Genomic DNA, 23,429 nt, shown 5'->3' on the forward strand with positions numbered 1-23,429 from the left:
ATTTTGAAACAATAGAAGGTCTGATTTGACAAGATAAAGTTAAACATCTAGCAAATCAGAACATCAAATAAACCTATCTCCCCCTTAGCGGTAAGATATCCTCTGAAATCATGCGCATATAGGCCTCTTTGAGGGCTTTTTTGTATTTGAGTTTTGGTAGTGCCTCGTCTCCATGGGCTTCCTTATAGGCGAGGTAGTCCTGAGATTCTGTGATGGCTTTTTCACCATTTTGCTTATCTCGTCCGATGCGGTAGTTGTCCACTACGAACTGGAGTTCATCCTCTCCTATCTGCCAATAATCTGCCGTTTCACGAATCTTTTGCTGGGTAGTTAGCTCAATCATCTCATCCAACTTATGGGTTACAGACTGTCCCTGATAACTCTTGGCATCAGCTTGGACATTCTGCCAGAGTTTGGAGATGAGGCTGGATAACTTGGGATTGGATTTGTTCAAATCTTCAATATAGTTATCTACTAGGCTCTTTTCCTTTTTACCGATGAGGTTTTCCCGATTTTCGACTAGGGCTTGGATAAGAGAGAGGATATAGTGATAGTTTATCTCGTCGGTGCGGATGGATTCGAGTTCATACTCTATATCTACGAGAACGCCTTCATCTCCTTGGTCTTCTGGTCTACGTCTGCGGAGTTCTTCGATGACATTGTGATATTGGCCGGCAAAGTTCTCGATGTCTTCTAGGCTGAGTCCAATTTCTCTGAGAATGACTTTCTCATCATAGTCCGAATAGACTTGTATAGAAGATAGGAGCTTGTCAAATTCTTGGAAGGCCTTGGCAAAGCGTTTTAATTCTGCATCTGTCGCTGTATCCAAATCAGGCACCTGCTCTGGACTTGGAGCGATAGCCAGTAGTTGATGAACCTTCTCCATAAACTTGGCCTTCTCCTCCTGCCATTCTGGGGCTAAGACACTGGTTTCGCCACCATTTGAGTAGAGGCTCAGAGCTTCATCCACTTTTTCTTTAAAGCGGTCAGGCGTTTGGAAGGTAACGATTTGGCCGAATTTCTTGCCTTCATCAAAGAGGCGATTGGTTCGTGAAAAGGCCTGAATGATATGCTGGGGTTTCATGGGCTGGCGATCCATGAACAGGGTCGATAGACAAGGGGCATCAAAGCCTGTCAACAAGCGGTCCACCACGATAACCAGGTCCAACTGTTCCTCACGGAAGGCAAAGCGTTCTTTCTTACGGGCCAGACGGTCGTTAAGGTCGCTATTGTAGGAAGCAATAGTTGCTAGGCCAAAGTGGGTGCCAAACATGGCATTGTAGTCTTCTAAGCTCTCCTCCATATAGGCTTGGTTGACATAGGAGTCTGCTTCATTCTCTGTCACAGAGTAGGTAATGGCAACCTTAGGAAAGTCTGGCAAGATCTTTTTAACATTTTCCGAAATGCTTAAAGACTTTTCTCCATTTTTGACTTGCTTAATCAGATTATAATAGGCCTGCGCACGGGCAATGCTTTTGACGGTCAAAATGGCTTCATAAGTTTTTCCTACTCCATTTTGGAAACCGAGTTTGCGTCTTGAGCGATTGAGAATAGCATCTAAAACTGCAAGCATGTGGCCTTCGTCATCATAACGCTCCTCGTCAATCTCATCTTCTGCCCAACCAGGCATGGTTGTCTGATACTCCACATTAAAGCCAAGAACCGCCTTGTCATGGATGGCTTCTTTGACGGTATATTGGTGGAGACAGTCACCGTACTGCTCTTCGGTCGTCTGAGCAAGGTCTCCTTTTTGTTCACGTTTATTTTCTGTAAAGATAGGCGTTCCTGTAAACCCATACCAGAGAGAATTGGTAAAGAAGTGCTCTAGGTGGCGCTGGCGTTCAGGAGTCACTGCGCGATGGCATTCATCGACGACAAAGGCTAGTTTGAGTTGCTTGATACGATTGTAAACCTTTTGGTGACGGCCTTCATCAAACTGACGAATCATAGCATTGATTTTCTGGATGGTCGTCACAACGACACGGCGGTCATCAGAAGCTAGATTTTTAACCAATTCCTGTGTATCATCGGTCTCGTCGATATCAATCATATCGTTCTCTGCGTAAGACTGAAAAGAACTGGTCGTCTGCTGGTCGAGGTCTGTCCTATCAATCACAAAGATTGTCTTCTCAATGGATGGTATCTGAAGCAGATTGCGCGAAACCTTATAGGATGTCAAGGTCTTTCCTGAACCAGTCGTATGCCAAATATAGCCTGATTGGCGCTTGCGACTAGCTTCACGGATAGCTTCAATAGCATGTACCTGATAGGGACGCAATAAAATCAAGGCCTTCTTGTCATCATCGATGACAGAATACTGCATGACCATCTCGTGGGCTCTAGGTATCGACAAGACAGACTCTGCAAAGTCAAATAGTTGAGGTTGAGGTCTATTTTCACTATCGACCCACTTGGTCAAGAAGCGCTCATTTAGCTTGTTGGCTTTGGCAGCTGCGATGTAGCGAGTGTCTGTGACATTAGAGACGACAAACATCTGAAGACTTGAAAAAATGCCTCTGAACTGTCCTTCTTGGTCGTATTTTTTAATCTGACGGAAGGCATCCATGTAAGGATGAGAACGGCTTTTTAGTTCGATCTGAATCATTGGCAGACCATTGATTAACAAAGTCACATCCCCACGACGCTGGCGAATCCCTTCTCCGCCTGTGATGACTTGGTTGACAACCTCATAGCTGGATTTGCCACCTGCGACATTGTTTCTCCACAAAACTTCCAAGCGAATGGTGCCTAGACTGGCATCTTCACGTTGAACCTGCACCTTGGCAATGCCATTTTCCCCTGCTATCCACTTGGCTGCTTCATAGAAGTTGACAAAATTGAGCTGGTTTTTGATTTGATTTTTCTCTGAATTTGTAAGGGGATGGTCTTGCAAAATGCGGACATTATTGGCTTCCAGCTTGGCAAAAAAGTTTCCCCATAGGAGGTCTTCTGTATTTAACTCAGGTCGATACACCCACTGACTTTCTCCCTTTGTCAGCTGATTAATCAAATCCCGCTCGATAGCCAATTCCTGTTTGGTTTTGGGTTTACCTGCTACAGGGATAGCAGTCTCGTCTTTAGGAGAGAGTCTCTGGCTGATATGGAAATCCTGCAAGGCTACTTGGTTGAGATGTTGCAATTTTTCCAGAAGGGCTTGCTCCGTACCTTTTATGGCTTGATAGGCTGCTGTCAGGTCTTTATCTGCATCTAGGTAGTGATGGGGATTCTTCTTTATTTGGATATAGCCCTGCACCAAATCTTCTAAACGTCTCAGCTGAATAGCAAGCTGGTTCTGGAGTTCCTGAGAATTGCTTCCAGATGCTTCTTTCTGGTTGATAGCTTCTAGGTATTCTACGATGGCAGCATAACTAGGCCGTAACTCAGGCGCTGAAACGATGAGTTCTTGTTCTAATTCTTTTGATAAAGTGTAAGCCATTTTCACACCCCATTTCTACAACGCAAAAAGCCTACCAAAAACATTGGTAGGTTTTGAAAATGGGTATGAAAACGTGAGTTTATTTATATATATATATATATGCAAGCTAGTTATTTGCTTAAATCTGAAAACCATAGGGACTCTTCCTTTTCATTCATCCAAGGTGTTGATAAGATTGAAAAACAACACCTTTACTTCCTTCTATTGTAGCATAAAAGCCTTGTTGGGAAAAGGCTTACCATGGTTTTATCTCTATTTTAGAGTAAACTTGCTTGCTGGTAACTGTCGAGGAAGGGCAAGGTACTCCTAGACAAAGAAAAATCCCTTGCAAGCTAGGCTTACAGGGGATTTGTGTGTTATTCCTGTACTTCTTTCTGAGCAGCCTTTCCTTGGTCTAAAAGGGCTTGGACGATTTTCTCATCGCGTAGTTTGACAGAATCATTGATCATTTCTGCGGACTTGACGATGCTTGTTTCTAGTTGGGCACGTTTCTGGCGGCCCAATTCAATAGCAGCGACGATACCTTGGTTTTGAGCGACCAGACTTTCAGCCAATTTGGTAACCGATTCGACAGCTACTGTCGGGCTTTGGGCAATTCGTTCCATCTGCGGAATCACTTCCTTACTGGTTTCAGCTAGCATCTGAAGGGCTGAGTTGTTAGCATTGACAATGGCATCTGCCACGACACCTGATTTCATTGATTGTTGCAAAATACCAAGTTGGGCAATCGAAAGTTTCATTGTCGGGATGGTATTGCGACGAAGCATACCCAATTTTTGGCGCATATCAGATGACACCTTCACAAGATTACGCATCTGAGGTGTTGTTGCCCAGGCTACATAAAGACGGCTGACATACTCTGTGTGTTGTTGTTCGAGGGTATTGACCACTTCAGCCATGCGGGCCAATTCTTGAGACTTGGTTTGGTATTCTACCGTACTTGTATCGAGTTGATCAGCTTGAGCTTTCAGTTCTGCAGCGCGATTGCCAGCTTCTGTCTGGCTGGCTTCGATAAAGGAGATCACTCCCACTAGATTTTCAATGGATTTGGTATTGTCTTCAATCAACATCTCAGCAGAGACGATATTTCGAGCTAAGACATCTTCTTGCTTAACCACTGCGGCAGCCATGCCATCGAGTTTTTGCTCCACCGTTTTTGAGTCAAAGTAAAATTCTTGTAGCGTGTTCTTGCTCTTGTTAAACAATCGTTGCAAAAAGTTTGGCTTTTCTTCTAACTCAGCTATTTCAGCGTTCTTGTATTTGACGACAAAGCCTTGCAACTCACGGTTGGTATTCTTAAGTAGATCATCCACTTGGGGAATCTGCAGTTTCTTTTGTTCTGACAAGATACGATTGACCGTATTATTCACACCTTCTACAGCAGATTGTCCAAAATCCAAAAGGGCATTTTGATTGGTGACAAACTGATCTACTAACTGGGGCACGCGCGCCTTGATTCCTTCTTGCTGTTCAAGGCTCAACTTCTCAAGGAAGGTCAAGGTCTTGTCTGAGCCAGTATTGGTCTCGATGATTTGAGTTGTCTTGTCCACCTTAGCTACCGCATTATTGGCAATCTGGTCAATATCAAAATTAAATTCTGTCATGGTTACTCCTTTATTTCTAACCTATTCTCTACGATCTTTTTCTAGGATACGCAGACTGATATCGAAATCACGCATATCTGTTTCATTAAGCTCTCTTAACACTTGGTCCAGCTCGAGGTCAAATTGTTCGATAGCTGCTTTAGCTTGTTGCAAACGTTCTTCTGCTCGATTATAGTTTTTAGGATTGGCCTTAATCTTTAAATAGCCTTCTAAAATCGTTTGGAATTTCTCCATCTTCAAACTATGAATGGCAGTCAACTCTTCCTTATCCCCCTCAGCAGAAGTAGCAATCTTGTCTAAAATGGCCTGATGGTCAATAGCAATATTGGCCAAGGTCTGGGATAATTCAGGGGCTAATTCCTCTGGCTCTGCTTTTTCAAGATCCACTTGACTTTCTCTTTCCAAATGTTCTAACTGAATATTGATGTTTGCTCGAACTGTACGAACCTTTTTATCAATGCGGTTATACACATCATCACCGATATAGAACTTGAGACGATCTGCTTCCTGATGAATTTCTCGCAATTCAATTAATACTTGATTAGCCATATTTTTATAAGATTCTGAACCCTTTTCAGCCAAGGCTCCCTCTAGTTGCTGAATATTTTTATCAGCCTGACGAATCCGAGCTTTTAAAAGTTCAATCTGATCATCGAGAGTACGATCCTTCAAAAGAGGATAGCGCCAACGTCTGTAAAACAGGTAACCACCATAACCCAGCAGAACACAAATCGCTAGAGGTAGCGCATACTGAATCAGAAGACCCAGCAAAAACAAAACTCCCCAAAAATAGAGGCATCCTTTCCAAAAACCATTACCCGATTTCATAAACATTCCTTATTTTAAATTTATAAGTCTATTTTAGCACAAAAGCCCAAAATGCGGGTGGAAATTCCTTAGGAAAGAGTTGATTTCTTTATTGTATAATGGAACTCAGTAGCTCATGTTTTATTTAAGTTGTATAGACTTAAACTACAAGTGTTAGTAATCCAGGCTTACCTAGTGAGTTCTACAAAAAAGTGAAATAAAGGCTTGAAATATCAGGGGTTATGTGTTAAAATTAATCTACAATGTGAGTAAGGTTACAGCATATGTAACTAAAAAAGCCCCACCGTGCCATCGATGGGGTTTTTTGCTACCCTCTAAAAGGGTTAACCATTACTTCTTACGTTTCTTAATCCATAACTTGAAAAGCTCAGATAAGACGTTAATCAGTAACGGAGCTAGAAACACTGTGAGTAAAGTTTCTAACATATGTAACACCTCCCTTCCTTAAATTGAGGGGGCGAAAACATTATATCATACCAGACTCATATCATCAACATCACTAAATTCAATGAAGGAGCTGCAAATGATAATCCCTTAGTTATGGAAAATCTATAAAGCCTAATGTAAGCGCAACCTCGCTGATTCATAGGGATTGTGAATCATAGTATACACCACGAAAATACTGGATGATCACCACTGCTCGATATCTAGAACTGATATATGTATTGATAATTCTGCAATTAAACGCTTCTTGGAATACTTTAAAACAAAGAGTGACAAGTTGAAGAAGTATAAGACTTTTGAGGAACTTGTCGCCGATATCTACTTTTCGTTTTCAAGGGCGCAACACGGGCCTTTCCCCTCTTGAAATGAGGAACAAGGCCCGTGCTTAATCTTTTATTATTCATTGTCAACTTGACAGGGAGCAGTTCATTTGGACTACCTGATTTTCTATGTCTTAAGCATTTTGCCAATTTTCTTGGTCTTCTTTAAAGCGTTTTAGGAGGTCGAGTCCTTCTGGTGTGATGTAGCCTTCTTCTTGTGCTAGGTGGATGAGCTCGCTGTAGTTTGAAAGGGTTACTAGTTTGACACCAGCATCGGCAAAGTTCTTATCTGCTTTTGGTAATTGATAGCTGAAAATAGCCACAACTCCAAGAACATCAGCTCCTTCACGTTTAGCAGCTGCTACGGCTTCAAGAACTGAACCGCCAGTTGAAATCAAATCTTCGACAACGACCATCTTTTGTCCTTGGGCTACACGGCCTTCGATTTGATTTCCAGCACCATGGTCTTTTGGTTTGCTACGGATATAGGCAAATGGCAAGTTCATCTTATCAGCGATGATGGCACCATGAGGAATACCTGCAGTCGCTGTTCCTGCAATCACTTCTACTTCTGGGAATTCTGCCTTAATAGCTTCCACAAAACCATTTTCAATCAAGCTACGAGTATCTGGATAAGCAAGCGTCACACGATTGTCCGTATAAATCGGTGACTTGATACCTGATGCCCAAGTAAAAGGTTCTTCTGGTTTGAGGTAAACGGCTTGAATTTTCAATAGATGGCTAGCAATATCTTTAGCAAGTGTCATGGTCTACTCCTTTTGTTTTTATAATCTATTTCTTTAATTTCAGTCTTGGTTCCACTCATCCTTGATAGCATGATAAGCTGCGACTGGATCAGTTGCTTGCGTAATCGGACGGCCAACTACGATGTAGTCACTGCCAATCTGGTAAGCTTCTCCTGGGGTTACTACCCGTTTCTGATCCCCTGCTTCTGTCCCTCTTGGGCGAATCCCTGGTGTCAGACAGATAAAGTCTTCATGAGTTGCTTGTTTGATAAGCTTGGCTTCTTGGGCCGAGCAAACGACTCCATCTAGACCAGCTTCAGCTGTTTTCTGGGCATAGTGGATAACCGACTCTTGGAGGCTGGTTTGGATATTTTGACATTCTTGCATTTGTTCCTCCGAGGTTGAGGTTAATTGGGTAACAGCTATGAGAATCCCCTTGTCTCCCAATCCTTCACGCGCTGCTTGCATCATCTCAACCCCACCTGCTGCCTGCACATTGGTCATATCAACTCCAAGGTTCGATAAAATTTTCATGGTTGATTTGACTGTATTGGGAATATCATGCAGTTTGAGATCCAAAAAGACACTATGTCCTAATGACTTCAAATAACGGACAACTTCAGGTCCTACAGCATAGTAGATTTCCATTCCTACTTTGACATAGAGCTTTTCCTCTGCTGGAAATAGGGCTAAGAACTCCTTGGCTTCTTCAAAACTTGGAAAATCCAGAGCTATGACTGGGCGACTTTCACGCATGCGTTTCTCCTCTTATCTTTCTTATCAGCCCAGCTTCCGTCAAAAAGACTACAAAAAAGGAACCTGCCAACAGCAAGGTTCCACGAAAAATGGGTAGAATCCACCCTTTCACCGTCTAACCTTAGCTGCCTCTCTGGACTGCTTTAAAGGTTTTTTACTATTCTATTATTTAAAGCGGGACTTGTCAAGTAAAAACTGGTATACGAAGAACTTTAAAGCCAAGACTCACAATCAAGCAGATAGAATGTTCTCAAGTTTATCGACTCTGTGATTGTTGGGTTGTTTGATTTTGAGTTTGTGTTTGATTTTGAGTTTGTGTTTGATTCTGAGTTTGATTCCCTTGCTCTTCTTGTTTTTTCTTTTCTTCTTCCTTCTTCTTCTTTTCCTCTTCTTTAGCTTTGATTCTCGCTTCTTCTAAAGCCTTATCCGTCAAGCTATAACTATAGATCCCAACTTCCATATCAATACCGCTTGGCACTGTTAATTGAGGTTTAATCTTGCTATAGTAAGGCAATTTTTTACCTAGTTCTGATAAAGGAACCAAAACCTCATCCGTATCATACATGGTAATTTTGAGCAGATCACTGGTTACACTGCTTGGATCCAATTCAATCGTTTTGATAGCTTGCTTAATCTCTGGGCTGACTTCAGCCAGTTGTTCAATCAAGGTTTTGACTTGCTGCTCATCGTTAAAGAGTACGGACATATAGGTTTCAGGAAGACTGACTAGACTAACTGGACTGGTTTCCACCGTCCCACTAGAAAGAATCGGATAATGATCCTCTCCAGAAACATAATAGGCTACAATCCCGTATTCCTTGACCTGGATGGTGAAATTGGTCGGGAATTGATAGTGAATGCTAGCAGATTCAATCCAGTGATTGGACTTAATCATCTCAGCATGTTTGTCTTTATTGAGAAGTAGACTAAAGGTATAGTCACTATCACGAATCCCTGAAGCATCTTTGATTTGGTCTGCATTGGTCTCTACAGTCCCAGTGACTTCTATGTTTTTCAGAGTTGAAAAGGGGGTCAAGAGATAGATGGAAAAGAACAAGACAAGCAAACTCGGGATTAGAATCGTAACAGCACGCCAGATATGAACTCTAGGAATAGAAGGCTTGGTAGGCTTTTTCTTAGGCTTAAGCTTCTTTTCTTCTACCTTTTCTACTTTTGATGCTTCTGATTCTTCGGCCTGGTCTTCCACTTGTTCTGCTTCAGCTGCTTCCTCTTCAAGTTCAGGCGAGGACTCATCTTCTTTAAGATCCTTCTGCTCTTCGCTATTAGGATCTACTTCAGTTGCTTCCTCTGTATTTTCGGATAGTTCTGACTCTTGCTCTTCTTTGGTTTCTTCAGCCTTTTTGCGCAGATACTCTCGGTTTTTCTTCTGCCACTCTGATAAAGTGTTTTCTTCTTCCGGAGCTTTTGCCACTTCTTTTTTATTGGTATCTGCTTGGACCTTTTCTTTGGCTAGTTGGGCCTCTTCTTCAGCTTTTTTTTGAAGATATTCTTGATTTCGTTTTTGCCACTCTGACAATTCCTTGCCTTGAGTTGGCTCTTGTTTCTTATCCTTTGACATCGATTTTCCTTATGATAGATCTTTTTTTAGTAGCGCATAAAAATCCGCCACAGATTTTAATTCATGAGAATTCTTCATCGTGTTCTTGTAGTCTTCTTTGTGGGTCAAAAGCTTGCTTACCTTTTCTTCTAAAGTAGACAAGGTCAAATCGCTCTCTTGCAACTCCTCTGCATAGCCTTTTTTCACAAAGTAAGCTGCATTTTCAATCTGGTCTCCACGGCTAGCTTCACGCCCCAGTGGCACAATGACATGCAATTTAGCCATAGCAAGGAGCTCAAAAATGGTATTGGCACCACCACGAGTAATGACCACATCAGCCATATTCATGATCGGTTGATAGAGGTCAGTCACATAGTCAACACGATAGAGGTTTGAACTTAGTTCATTTAAACTAGCATCACCTGTCAGGTTGATGATATTGTAGCGACTAGTCAGCTCTTCCTTGTGGTCTGTAACTAATTGATTAAAGACACGCGCCCCAGCAGAACCTCCAACAAAGAGAAGAGTTGGTAGTTTGCTATCAAAGTAAGTTCGGATATCCACCATTTCTTCAGGTTCTTCCATAATTGAACCAGAAACCTTAGTAACAGCTCCAACGTGCTCTACCTTAGTGAGACTAGACGCTTGTTCAAAAGTAGAGTACATCTTAGTCGCAAACTTATAAGCGATTTTATTGGCCAAGCCCATAGAGAGGTCAGACTCGTGGATAAAGACTGGTACTCTGCATACTCGCGCTGCGATAACAGGAGGAACAGATACAAATCCACCCTTAGAAAAGAGGGCTTGTGGACGAAGGCGGAGCATGATAAAGAGCGATTGAAGGATTCCAAAAGCAACCTTAAAGACATCAACCATATTTTGCCATGAGAAATATCGGCGCAATTTCCCAGTTGCAATAGAATGGAAGGTGACATCTAAACCTGACTTGAGAATTTCATGATGCTCAATTCCGTTCTTATCACCAATATAGTGGACTTCCCAGCCATCTTCGATGAACTTAGGCATTAACAAAAGGTTGAGGGTAACATGTCCAACCGTTCCCCCACCTGTAAATACTATTTTTTTCATATTATCCCTTTAACTCCGCTACAGTGTCGATAAAAAGATCTCCACGTACTTCAAAGTTAGCATACATATCCCAGCTAGCATTAGCAGGACTGAGGAGAACCACATCTCCTTCTTCCGCAAGTTCATAAGCCTTGCGAGTTGCATCCGCAATATCTGTCGCATCCACATAAGCCACACCTGCCTTATCGGCTGCACGTTTGACACGTTCTGCAGACTGACCGAGAATGACCATGTTCTTAAGTCCAGTAATATCTGGTACCAATTCGTCAAACTCATTACCACGGTCCAAACCACCAGCTATCAAGATAACCTTGCTATTGTCAAATCCTGACAAGGCTTTTTGAGTTGCCAAGATATTGGTTGACTTACTATCGTTGTAGAATTTAACCCCATTGATTTGATCTACGAATTGGAGACGGTGTTTAACGCCACCAAAGGCTGAAAGAGTCTCCTTGATGGTTTGGTTGTCTACACCACGAAGTTTAGCTACAGCAATGGTTGCAAGAGCATTTTCCACATTGTGGCTACCAGGAACACCGATTTCATCAGCTGCCATGACTTTTTCACCACGGAAGTAAAGAAGACCATCTTCAAGATAAGCTCCATCAACCTTTTCAAGTGTTGAGAATGGTACTACAGTCGCGTTTGTTTTTTTCGCAAGTTTTTTAGACAATTCCTGGTTGAAATTCAATACTAGGTAATCAGCAGCTGTCATATTGCTTTGAATATTCCACTTGGCTGCCACATAGTCTTCAAAAGAACCGTGATAGTCAATATGGGTTGGCATCAGGTTAGTGATAACAGCAATTTCAGGATGGAATTCCTGGATTCCCATTAGTTGGAAAGAGGAAAGTTCCATGACAAGCGTGTCCTTATCTGTCGCAGTTTGAGCCACTTGACTAGCAGGATAACCGATGTTCCCTGATAAAAGTCCATTTTGCCCCGCAGCAGTCAGAACTTCTCCAATCATAGTGGTGGTCGTTGTCTTACCATTTGAACCTGTAATACCTACGATTGGTGCTTCTGAGATCAAGTAGGCCAACTCAACCTCAGTCAAGACTGGAATGCCTTTTTCTAGAGCTTTTTCAATCATCGGATTGCTATAAGGAATTCCTGGATTCTTTACCATAAGAGCAAAATCTTCATCCAATAATTCCAAAGGATGTCCACCAGTGACAACCTTGATGCCCTCTTCCAAGAGACTTTGCGCAGCTGGATTTTCCTCAAAAGGCTTGCCATCATTCACTGTCACAATGGCACCTAGCTTGTCCAAAAGACGAGCTGCAGATTCACCAGATTTTGCCAAACCTAGGACTAATACTTTCTTATTTTCAAATTGATCAATTCGTTTCATATCTAGAACTCCATTTCTACTCTTACTATTTTACCATTTTTATGAAAATAAAAAAGCCACAAAGGGCTTTCTTATTTGTTTTTGTCCTCGATCAACTATTCTACAGACTTGAGGGCTTCAAGCATATCTACCTTTCGGAGATAATGATTGACAAAAACTCCTAGGATGGTCAAAATGACACTGACAGCTAGAACTGGAATGAGATAAACTTCCCAGCCGACCTTTGGTTGAAAACGGAAGGTACCAGGTGCAATCATCTGAATGAGAAATTGATGGAGATAAAAACCTGAGACTAGACCTACAATCATTCCAATTAGTGACAATATGATGGTCTCCCGATAGATATAAAGGGTCACTTCTTTGTTATGAAAACCAAGAACCTTGATGGTTGAGAGTTCTCGAATCCGTTCAGCAACATTGATATTGGTCAAATTATAGAGAATCACAATAGCCAGTAGCACCGATACCAGCACCAAAATCGCCATGGTATGATTCAGAGAATTGGCAAAACTTTCAAAGAGCTGAATGGTGGAGGCATTTTGAACGAGGCCACTGACAGCCGCCTGGTCCATAAATTCTCCTGCGACTCTTTCAGTATTCCCTTCACTTTTATCCTTAAGTTGGACCAGATAGGTGTTCATCTTGGGTGCTTGACCGTATATCTCCTCATAGGTTGCCTGATTCATATAGACAAAATGGCCCACATAGTGCTCGGTAATAGCACCTACTTTAAAGGTTTTCCCATCGATTATAAAGTTGTCACCAACAGAAACTCCAGCCAACTGGGCTAATTTTTCTGTCAAAATGACTCCGTTTGATAAGTTCAGTTTTTCCCCATTTTTTTCTAAATGGACAAAGGGTTCTAGGTCATCTTGATCCGTTACCATCATGGTCACGGTTTGAACACCTGCCTTGCCAGCATACTTTTCCTCAATCTGTTTGGAAAAAATCAAACGATAGTTTTCAACTTCATCACTCTGCAATTTTTCTTCTAGCTTTGCCTTATCAGAATCAGAAACTCGAGAATTGACAGAGAGAATCATCTGGTATTGTTGCAGGTCCTTAAACTGTCTGTCGGCCACTCCTACAACAGAGGATTGAATCCCAAGCCCTGCAAATAGGAGGGCTACTGAACCAGCAACTCCAAAAATGGTCATCAGCATGCGTTGTTTGTAACGGAAAATGTTGCGGGCTGTTACCTTCTGAGTAAAACTCAAACGTGACCAGATAAATGTTATGCGCTCCAAGAGAATTTTAGAACCCTTGACTGGTGGCTTAGGTAGTAATAATTGCGCTGCTTCTTCATGCAGTTCTCTGCGAGATACAAGGTAGGCAGGTAAAACGCTAGCTATTAAGCTTAGTCCCAGAGCCAAACAACTATAGGTCCAATAGAAATTCTGCTGACTCTCTCCAACAATCATTCGCTCAGTAATGATATGCGAAATAGTAGGTGCCAAAACGTAATGTCCAAGTAAGATTCCTAGTAGGGTTCCAAGAGTGCCAGCAACCAGACCATAAATCACAAACTTAGCGATGATGTCCTTGCTATGGTAGCCTAGAGCTTTGAAAATCCCTGCATTGGTCCTTTCCTCGTCTACAAATCGTGTCATAGTGGTAAAGGTAACCATGGCTGAAACGGCATAGAGAACGACTGGAAAGATATTTCCTACGGCACGAATACTCATAGCCGAGTTACTATACATGAGATAACCTTGGCCAGTAGGAGAACTCTTTCGATTGTAGACATGATAGGTTGGCTCTGTCAGAGTATTGACCTCATCCTGGCTAGCCTGCCATTTATCCTTTTCGCTCGCCAGATTCGTTTCAGCTTGGCTTAGCTTTTCCTTTTCTTGCTTTAGTTGTTCTTTTGCTTCTTCTAACTGACTAGATGCTTGACTTTTTTGTGGTTCTGGTAGTTGGCTTAACTGAACCTCTTGACCCTGAAGCTGACTCTCGATATCCTGTAGGCGTTTCTTGCCAGCTGTCAAGTTGGTCTCTGCCTCGTCTAATTGTTTCTTGCCCTCATCAAGGGACTCTTGAGCCTCCTTTTTCATTTTTTCTAGCCGCGTTTGACCATTATCAGCAACTAAGTTCTTTAGAGTTGCCTCTTCTTCCTCTAGCTTCTTTTCGTAATCACTAGAGAAAGGATTGACATCTGTTAGGCTAGCAAAACGCAGGCGGGCAATCGTGTAAACAGAGCTCTTGAAATTTGCTTCAGTTACGACACCATAGGCTGCTAAGTTCCCATTACCACTGGCTGAACTCCCCATATCCGTTTTTGAGAAAATATCTGGAGAGTGGACGAAGCCTGTAATGGTATAACTATCCCGCTTCAACTGAGAATTGCTGCCCTTCTTTTGGCTCAACTGAATGACTTGACCAATCTGATAACGATCTTTCCAAAAATCAGCTAGAGCCAATTCATCTTCTTTTTCAGGCAAACGCCCTTCCGTTACTTGAAATTTTGAAATCTTTTCAGTATTTGAAAAGATCCGTATGGCATCTTCACTGTTTGCCAGAGTCAAATCTGTCATATAACCAAATTCAACATCTGCTCCTGATAGAGTTTGCAATTCTTCCTGGTCTGCCTGATCTAGACCATAATCTGCTATGACGGTCATATCTGCCACATTAGTATCTTTCAGATAAGCCCAAGCTGTTCGCTCCATATTGGGACTGGCTACTTTGAGACCAACCACGGCTAAAGAACCTAACATCATCAGAGTTAGGATGGATAAAAACCGTCCCTTTGAACCTGTGAAAGACTGGAGCAGGTCTTTCCAATATGTCTTTCTTTTCATCTTAGTACTCCAAATCATCAATATCCTGTGGTTGAGGATTGAGGACAACACTCTTGACACTGGCATCATGCATCTGAATCACCCGATCAGCTATTGGAGCTAGGGAAGCATTATGGGTCACGATGATAACAGTAGCCCCCTTCTTACGTGACATATCTTGAAGAATCTTTAGAACCTGCTTACCAGTCTGGTAGTCCAAAGCTCCCGTTGGTTCATCACAAAGGAGAATTTTGGGATTTTTAGCCACGGCTCGAGCAATGGATACCCGTTGTTGCTCACCGCCTGACAGCTGAGCTGGAAAGTTATTTAGACGGTGCCCTAAGCCTACATCCTTGAGAACCTGCTCAGGATCCAAGGCATCGGCAACAATTTCTGAAGCTAGCTCAACATTTTCCTTAGCAGTCAAGTTAGAAACCAAATTGTAAAACTGAAAGACAAAGCCAACGTCATCTCTACGATAGTTAGTTCTCTGATGAGAAGTGAAATTCGAGATATTGGTCCCATCAATCCAGACTTGCCCTTCATCGTTTGTATCCATACCACCAAGAATATTTAAAACTGTTGACTTCCCTGCACCAGATGACCCAAGGATAATGACTAGTTCTCCCTTTTCAATCTCGAAGTTGACATCCCGATTGGCTACAATTTCTGTATCACCAGTATGATACCTCTTATAGCTGTTTTTCATTTCAATATAAGCCATCCTATCTCCTCCTCTTCTCCTATTTTCATCTTTATTATAACTCTTTTGAGGAGAGAAAGAAAGCTTATCCCTGTAGACTTTAGAGAGATTTTCAAAGTCCTCAGATGCGCTGAATTCAAGTCAGTATAGCCATGCCTTACTCACCATGTTTCTGATGCAATTCCTCTAGTTTGTTATTTTAGTTTTTTGTCAAATATCATCTTTGGTCTTCTTTTGCAATTAACTTTTTAGATAAAAAAGCGAACAAGACCAGATTCTGTTTATCAGAAAACTAGTTTTGTCCGCTTTTTATTGTCGAGATTAGTCTCTTGGTCCAATCTCTATGACTTAGATGCTTTTACATCATCTTATTCGTCTTCTTTTTTCTTTCCCATTGCAAAGAGACCAAGTAGTGCTCCTACAACACCTGCTGTTGCAAGGGTTGCATTTTCCTTAGTACCTGTTTCAGGGAGGATATTTTGATGACTTGCAGGCGCTTGGTAGGTCTTGTCTTGTGACATAGCAAGAGCTACTTGTGACTGCTCATCTCTGTATGCTGGAGTTTCAACTGTAGTTGGGGCTGAACTATTCACACGTCCAGTAAATTCTGGAACTTGGTGGGTAGTTCCTTCTGAATCATTTACATGACCAGCAAACTCAGGGACTTCATGAACAGCACCTTCTGTGCCATTGACACCACCTGTAAATTCTGGTACTTCTACTACTGGTGCTGGAATCTTGTCTGCTTCTACCGTAGCTTCAGTATACTCTGGTATTTCATGAATAGCTGCTTCTGCCCCATTGACACCGCCTGTGAATTCTGGAACTTCAAGAACTGTTGCCTCTTCTCCATTCACACCACCTGTGAACTCTGGAACTTCGTGTACAGCTGGTTCTGCTCCATTGACACCGCCTGTAAATTCTGGAACTTCATGGATAGCTGGATCTGTTTTACCAGATACTTCTTTCTTAGTTCCGACTAAGACAATCTCATCTTGCGGTGCTTCAATAGTTTCGCGAAGTTTTTCAGTACGGCTTCCATCTAGTGCTACTTCAGTCAGGATACGTTCTTTACCTTCACGACCTGCTTGAGTTACACGAGTTTCACCTTCTGCTAGAGTTGGATCTTCTTTCTTCACTGTCTTGAAGCTGAGAGCTTCTTCTACCACTTCTAGGCTAGGAAGCTCTTCCTGAACAGCTGGGGCAACTTTTCCAGTTTCAACCTTTTCTTTGGTCAATTGGATACGGTATTCCTTGATGTGTTTACCACTTTCTGAAACGAGACGTATCAAGACTGGAAGTTTATCGTCCCCACTATCGACAACTGTTGCCGCTACGTTTTCACCAGCTTCAACGGTCACTTTAGGACGGTTTCCACTATAGGTTACTTGGTAATCCACACGAGCTTCAGAGAAGTCAGCAAGCTCTTTACCATCTACTAGAAGTTTAGAAGCTGTATTGTCTTTAGGAGCTTCACTTGGTGCGATAAAGGCCATTTCAGTGATCGCCACACCCTTCTTGTCTGCTTTTCTGTCCATACGCCATCTCATAGCTTTAGCTTTGACTGGTGCAAAAGTTACATGGATGTCAGTTCCTGCTTGAACTTCTTGATCCGCACGGTATTCAACTTTCTCCCAGTTAGAAGGAGTGTTGAATGGATGTTCTGGATCGTATGGTTGGTAGTTAGAGTAATATTCTGGTGAATCAAATTCTGGTCCCACATAGCGTTCTAGAACAAGTTTAGAAGGTGCATCTGTTCCACCATCTGCAAAGAAGCGAATGCTTCCTTCAGCTACTGTACGTTCAACAATCTTACCATTTTCTCTGAAGATAACCCCTACTGAGACTTCTGGATTATCAGATGGAGTTGGAGACCAGTTGGTCCAACGACGGGTTTCATCATCTGAACCATCGTTAACATAATCTACACGGTCATGAGAGTTTGGATCAATATCGTTAGTTGCTGAGGCAAATGAACGGTTGCTATCGTCATCGAAGTCTGGGTTGTCTGAAAGATTTTCTCCGAGTTTGTCTGTTACACGAACAGCTACTTCAGCAGTTAAATCAGTACCCAAAACGCGACCATGAACTGTAAATTCACCTGCTTTTGTTAGATTCTCTGCCGGGATTGCTTCCCAGTCAACAGCCAAGTCTTTCACTTCATAGTCAGATTTTCCTGTGAAGTAAACAGGAACTTTTGCTGGTAATTCAAGGGTTTGTCCTTTAGCAACCAAGCGAGATGATTTGGCAACAGCAACAGGTTTACTTGCGAGCAAATCTTTATCATTTGTGAAGTGTAGGCGGTATTCACCTAGAATATCTCCGTTTTCAGCCTTGACAACAACACGAACTGGATCTCCTTCACCTACGCTTGGTACAACTGTTGCAATACCATTTTCAGTGACACTTGCTGTAACAGCTGGTGCTTTTCCTTGGCTTGCTTCTAGATAGTAGTCAGTCAAGCCTGGGTTAAAGTTTGGCAAATCTTTTCCATCTACTTGGATTTTTGCTTGAGCATTCTTAGCTGCAGCTACTTGTTTAGAGAAGATTTGCATTTCTGTAATAGAAGTACCCCATTTACCATCTGGTCTAACCATGCGGATACGAACTGCGTAAGTGTTGACTTTATCAAAGCTAAAGTGGGTCATTTCTCCAGCTCTGACTTTATCTGGAGCCTTGAGATTTGTTACTTCTTTCCAGTTTTTATCGTCATTAAAGACATGGTCTTCGCGTGCTACGAAGCTTGGATTCTTAGGAACTGTTGGAGTTTCTGAACCGACATAGTATTCGATGACATAGGATTTAGGTGCACCAACACCGTGGTCTTCGTGGAAGGCTACATTGAGGTTATCAACTGATCGTTTAGACATGATACCAGAGTCACCAAAGAGAATTCCCACTGATGCTTCACTTGTACGTTTCCAGTTTGTCCAGCGGTTTGCTGGTTGATCATTAAATGAGATTAGTTTGTCATTGACATTGGCTACTGAATCACTTGGGTTTGAGTCTGATGCAAAGGCAAGTGGCAATTCGGAACCAGTCCACTGGTCAGAAATATTAGCACCCGTTTCTGTCTGAGCAGATACACGAACATGAAGTTTAGTTGGTAGTTGAGTACCTTCGACATGTCCTGTCACAGTAAACTTGCCTTCTTGTGCGTATTGGCTTGGTTCAATTGCGTCCCAAGTTACTTTAGCTGAAGAGACTTGGCCATTTGAGTGGTAAGTACGAACGCTCTCTGGTAGTTGAGGAGCTTCTGCAACTGGAGTAGTTACGCTCACTTCTTCGACAGCAATGATACCTTCGACAGATACCTTAGCATGAGCTTCTTTCTCGATTCCTTCAACTTTACCTAGAACATCAAAGCTATGGTATTTAGCAAGGTCTTCCTTAGCAACTGCTTGCCAAGTCACCTTGTGAACCTTCGGAAATCCTTTGTCATACTCTACAGTTACAGTAGCAGGTAGACTTGGTTCTTGGTTCAAACCTGTCACGACACTGACTGGACGGATGGCTTGGACAACTTTGCTTTCAGTATTTGCTTGAATGTTCAAGTCAATCTGACCTTCTGCTCCTTCAAATTGAGCTTTCAGAGTTACTTGACCAGGTTTGTGCAATTCAAGCATACCTTTACGAACGGCTACATCTCCTTCACCTGTAGTTGAGAAGGTAACCTTATCAGCTTTCAAGACTGCTTGTGTACCGTCTTGATAGTGAGCCAAGACCTTGATACCGACAGTTTGGTCTTCTTTCAAAGTAGCTGCATTTTCAACTTCTAGGCTCAAACGTTCAATTTGTGGAGCTTCTTGTAGGAATTGGATAGCATAGGTTTGTAGTGGGCCACCATCGTTTGGTTGAACATGGATGCTTGCACGCATACCATTTGCTTCATTAGCTTGAATAACTGTCACTTGAGCATTTTCAGCTGTAGCTTTGACCTCTGGCAAGGCTGCTCCATAAGCAAGCTTGTGATATTTTACAGGTTGGTCTGTTGAAAGACCTTCAACCGCTTGATCTGCTACAGTTACACTTGGAACTACTGGATTAGCAGCTTCCCCTTCTGCAACTACCAAGGTCGCAGCGATTTCTTCATCTTCTAAAATACCTTTTGCTGGGATGCGAGAGCCTGGGATTGCTAGTTTAGCTTGGTCTTCAGCTGCAATTTCCCACTTATTAACATCATAGCTTGCTACAGTACCATCTGACAATACGTAGGAAACAGATTTGTCAACTGAATTTAGGTCTGTATTTGGAGCGATTCTCTTGACTACAGGCAATTCTGCTTCGAGAGCCAAGACTTCAACACGCGCTTCGACGTCTCGTCCATCTGCTACCCCCTTAACAGTCACAATTCCTGGTTCATTGACATCAACTGCTGACCATTCTACTGGAAGTTTTGTACGGCTACCATCACTGTAGATAAATGCTACCTTCTTAGGCATTTTCGGTGCTTGACCGATAACAGTACGGACTTTAGCAACTTCTGTACCCAAAACTGTTTTTTCAGCTTGGTCTTTCTTACCTGTAAAGATAGTAGTTTGATCAGATTTCAAGAGATCAGAATGAGCAGTCAAGGTAAATTTACCAGCTTGCTCAGTTGATTTGACAATGACAACACCCTTACCATTGAAGGCCTTACGAACCCATGAACCGTCAGCTTGCTCTTTATAACGTTCACGGCTTGCTTGTTCACCGTTATCCACACCGACAATTTGACCTTGTCCATGCAACTGGAAGCGCACAAGGTTATTGGCAGTTGGAACTACATTACCAGCACTGTCAACGATTTCGTAGTAAATATAAGTGAGATCTTTTCCGTCTGCTGCGATAGCATTTTCTTCTTTGACTAGGCGAACACCTGCAGGTTCACCAGCAGTCGTAACCTTATCACGAGCAATTTCATTACCAGCCTCATCGCGAGCTACTGCTTCCAAGGTTCCAGGTTGATAAGCAACCTTCCACTCAAGGTAAAGTTCCTTGGCATTGGCACCTTCTTGGTAAGTACGGCCATCACTAGTTTGTTTCTTGTTAAAGGTTTTCTTACCTAGAGACTCGCCATTCAAGAACAGTTCCACACTGGCAGCATTTGAAAATGCACGAACAGGAATCTTACCATCTGCGTCCGCTACATTTGCTTTCAGAGTAGGATCTTCCCAGTTCCAGTGAGGAAGGAGGTGAACCATTGGTTTCTTCTGAGCAGAAACCCATTGGCTTTGGTACAAGTAATAGTCATTCTTAGGAATTCCAGCTGTATCTACGATACCAAAGTAAGAACTCTTAACTGGAGTTTGGTTTTGGTTGTGCCATGGAGTAGGCTCACCGATATAGTCAGTACCTGTCCAGATAAACTGACCAGCATAACCAGCATTGTCTCGGTCAAAAGTCCACGATGCAGTGGCTGTTTTACCCCAACCAACACGGTCATTACCATAGTCTGATTGCTCATAGTGACGGTAAGCTTGGTTGCTATGGACTAGTTCACTTTCTGGACGGAAATAGCTACCACGAGTACGAGTTGCTGAAGAAGTTTCTGAACCGTAAATCAACCAATTTGGATGTTTCGCACGAAGCTTCTTGTAGTTGTCCTCTGAATAGTTAAATCCAACCGCATCAAGTTCGTTGGCAACCTTTTCATGATCACCACTACCATCACCAAAGCGGAACTTGTCTGCTCCCATAGTAACATAGCGTGTCTTATCAACAGCCTTGATCACTTGCACCAAGCGTTTAACCGTTGCTAGAGAACGAGCCTTACCGTCTGCTTCACCGATTTCATTACCGATAGACCACATGAAGATAGCAGGGTTGTTTTTGCCTCTCTCGACCATTGTACGTAGGTCAAAGTCAGACCATTTTTCACCTTTTTTAGCATCTGGGTGAGTGGCGTCTTTGTCAAAGAAACGTCCGTAGTCATACTGTTTCTTCCCACCGTACCAAGTATCGAAGGCTTCTTCTTGGACCAACAAACCTAGTTCTGCAGCGATCTGCAACGTTTGCTCACTAGCTGGGTTGTGGGTTGTACGGATAGAATTCACACCCATATCCTTCATCTGTTTCAGACGACGGTATTCTGCCTTATAGTTTTCTTCAGCCCCTAGAGCTCCATGGTCATGGTGAAGAGAAACTCCATGGAATTTAATGCGTTCACCATTCAAAGAGAATCCTTCATTTGGTGTCCAGTTATAGTAACGGTAACCAAACAAGTCCTTCTTGGCATCGACCAATTGACCATCACGATAAACACGAGTCACTAATTCATAAAGAGCCGGTTTATCGTTAAGAACTGTCCAGAGTTTTGGTTTCTCAACTTGCAAAATAGCATTCAAACTAGTTGATTGATGAGCTTTCAAGACTTGGCTATCTGTACGAACTGCGTCCGTTACAGCCTGACCATTTCGTTCAATAATTTGGTATTCAGCAACAATTTCATGATCTTTGTCATCTGTATTGACGATCTTACTTGTTACATGAGTATCAACCTTACCATTTTGTTGTTTTTCAAGGTCTGGTGTTAAGATAGTTGTTCCATTTTTCTCAGCATGAACCTTATCTGTGACTTGAAGGGTAACATCGCGGTAAATACCACTTCCTGAGTACCAACGGCTACTTGGTTGTTTATTAACCGCATGTACAGCTACGACATTTTCACGACCGTCTTTATTGAGATAATCAGTGATGTCATAAGAGAATTGGTTGTAACCATTTGGATAGTGACCAACTAGCTGACCATTTACATAGACTTGCGAATCCATATAAACACCATCAAAGACTAGGCGAACATTCTTGTTAAGGTCTTTTTCATCTAGTTTAAAGGTCTTGCGATACCAAGCATCACCACCATTGAGTTGTCCCCCCTCATTTTGGGCAGGAGAATCATGATCGAAGTCATTGTAGATACTCCAGTCATGAGGAAGGTCTAATTTCTTCCAGCTTGATACATCTGCATCTGGTTTGATGGCGTCTTTGGCATTAGCATTGAGTTTAAAATGCCAGTTTTGGTTAAATTCTACTTTACGGTCCTCAACCAATTGATTTACCTCCTCGCTGGTAGCCGGTTTTAGGTCCGGTTTTTCCGTTTGAGCAGATTGATCTTGAGTAATTGCTTGAGGTTTCTTATCTAGCATGGAATCCTCTTTTTTGTCAGAGTCTGATTGTAGAGTTTGATCGTCCTGTGTTTTTTCAGCTTCATGGCTTGGAGCAACTGCTTCATCAGCAACTGAATTGGCCGTTTCAACAAGGTTCTCTTTTTTAGATTCGTCCTCTACTTTTTCTGTAGCAACTGTAATCGGAGTTTCTTCCGCAGCTACTGGATTTGCAGCAGCTACACTTGCTCCAAATAAGACTGAGCAAGTACCGATGACTACAGAGCAAGTTCCAACGGTAAATTTTCGGATACTATACACTCTTTTTCGATTCCAATGATCTTTTCCCATAAGATCCTCCTTACATTCGTAACCGCTTCCATTTTTGTGTAAGCGCTCTACTTTTTCAGTAGTATTTTGCTTCTATTTTATAAAATAATATAAGAAACTTCAATACTGGCAGCATAAAAATCATACTTTTGATTCTTTTTTCTATAATTTGTAGAAAACTTTGAAAATCTGAATGTACATTTAGCGAATGATTTTACTAAAAAAGGTGGTGGGACAGAAATCGATAGACAAAGTCTCGATTTCGTAGTCCCAGCCCCGCGAGGATGATGATTAGGAGCTTTTTGGAGTCTAATACTCAATGAAAATCAAAGAGCAAACTAGGAAGCTAGCCGCAGGTTGTACTTGAGTACGGCAAGGCAACGCTGACGTGGTTTGAAT

11 protein-coding genes and 1 pseudogene are annotated in these 23,429 nt (G+C 42.3%); 1 reads left to right on the forward strand and 11 read right to left on the reverse strand.

The features are described from left to right. Positions 1-73: 73 nt before the first annotated feature. The 3 genes from PCY08_RS03255 to PCY08_RS03265 all read right to left on the reverse strand — a co-directional run bounded on the left by PCY08_RS03255 (position 74) and on the right by PCY08_RS03265 (position 5,868). Entirely contained in the window at positions 74-3,436 is a 3,363-nt protein-coding gene (locus PCY08_RS03255) for a type I restriction endonuclease subunit R (RefSeq protein ID WP_301559409.1), read from the reverse strand. A 356-nt stretch (positions 3,437-3,792) separates the two neighbouring features. Continuing rightward, a complete protein-coding gene (locus tag PCY08_RS03260) occupies positions 3,793-5,040 on the reverse strand; it encodes a toxic anion resistance protein (protein ID WP_045763224.1) in 1,248 nt (415 codons plus the stop codon). 21 nt (positions 5,041-5,061) lie between these two features. Next, entirely contained in the window at positions 5,062-5,868 is an 807-nt protein-coding gene (locus PCY08_RS03265; RefSeq protein WP_045763223.1) for a membrane protein, read from the reverse strand. Positions 5,869-6,390: 522 nt separating this feature from the next. On the opposite strand from PCY08_RS03265, the pseudogene PCY08_RS03270 reads away from it, so the two are divergent. Beyond that, positions 6,391-6,701: pseudogene (locus PCY08_RS03270) on the forward strand (IS3 family transposase); the annotation flags it as partial. Positions 6,702-6,766: 65 nt separating this feature from the next. On the opposite strand, the gene pyrE reads toward PCY08_RS03270, so the two are convergent. From pyrE to bgaA, 8 genes are all read right to left on the reverse strand, one after another. Beyond that, on the reverse strand, positions 6,767-7,399 hold the full coding sequence (gene pyrE, locus PCY08_RS03275) for an orotate phosphoribosyltransferase (protein ID WP_045763222.1): 633 nt from the start codon (positions 7,397-7,399) through the stop codon (positions 6,767-6,769). A 39-nt stretch (positions 7,400-7,438) separates the two neighbouring features. Beyond that, on the reverse strand, positions 7,439-8,134 hold the full coding sequence (gene pyrF, locus PCY08_RS03280) for an orotidine-5'-phosphate decarboxylase (protein ID WP_045763221.1): 696 nt from the start codon (positions 8,132-8,134) through the stop codon (positions 7,439-7,441). 256 nt (positions 8,135-8,390) lie between these two features. Then, the gene (locus PCY08_RS03285; protein WP_301559410.1) at positions 8,391-9,713 is read right to left on the reverse strand and encodes an FtsQ-type POTRA domain-containing protein; all 1,323 of its coding nucleotides are present in this window, start codon (positions 9,711-9,713) and stop codon (positions 8,391-8,393) included. A gap of 9 nt (positions 9,714-9,722) precedes the next feature. Beyond that, positions 9,723-10,781, reverse strand: coding sequence for a UDP-N-acetylglucosamine--N-acetylmuramyl-(pentapeptide) pyrophosphoryl-undecaprenol N-acetylglucosamine transferase (locus tag PCY08_RS03290; RefSeq protein ID WP_301559411.1), 1,059 nt, complete (start codon positions 10,779-10,781; stop codon positions 9,723-9,725). Position 10,782: 1 nt separating this feature from the next. After that, complete coding sequence (gene murD, locus PCY08_RS03295; RefSeq protein ID WP_301559412.1) at positions 10,783-12,135, reverse strand: UDP-N-acetylmuramoyl-L-alanine--D-glutamate ligase; 1,353 nt, start codon at positions 12,133-12,135, stop codon at positions 10,783-10,785. Between the two features lie 95 nt (positions 12,136-12,230). Beyond that, positions 12,231-14,936, reverse strand: a complete 2,706-nt coding sequence (locus tag PCY08_RS03300) for an FtsX-like permease family protein (RefSeq protein WP_301559413.1) — start codon at positions 14,934-14,936, stop codon at positions 12,231-12,233. A gap of 1 nt (position 14,937) precedes the next feature. Further along, positions 14,938-15,639, reverse strand: a complete 702-nt coding sequence (locus tag PCY08_RS03305) for an ABC transporter ATP-binding protein (RefSeq protein WP_000323392.1) — start codon at positions 15,637-15,639, stop codon at positions 14,938-14,940. Positions 15,640-15,986: 347 nt separating this feature from the next. Then, a complete protein-coding gene (gene bgaA, locus PCY08_RS03310) occupies positions 15,987-23,051 on the reverse strand; it encodes an LPXTG-anchored adhesin/beta-galactosidase BgaA (RefSeq protein WP_301559414.1) in 7,065 nt (2,354 codons plus the stop codon). Positions 23,052-23,429: the final 378 nt, after the last annotated feature.

The organism is Streptococcus sp. SO4 (assembly GCF_030440055.1).
GTDB lineage: Bacteria > Bacillota > Bacilli > Lactobacillales > Streptococcaceae > Streptococcus > Streptococcus nidrosiense.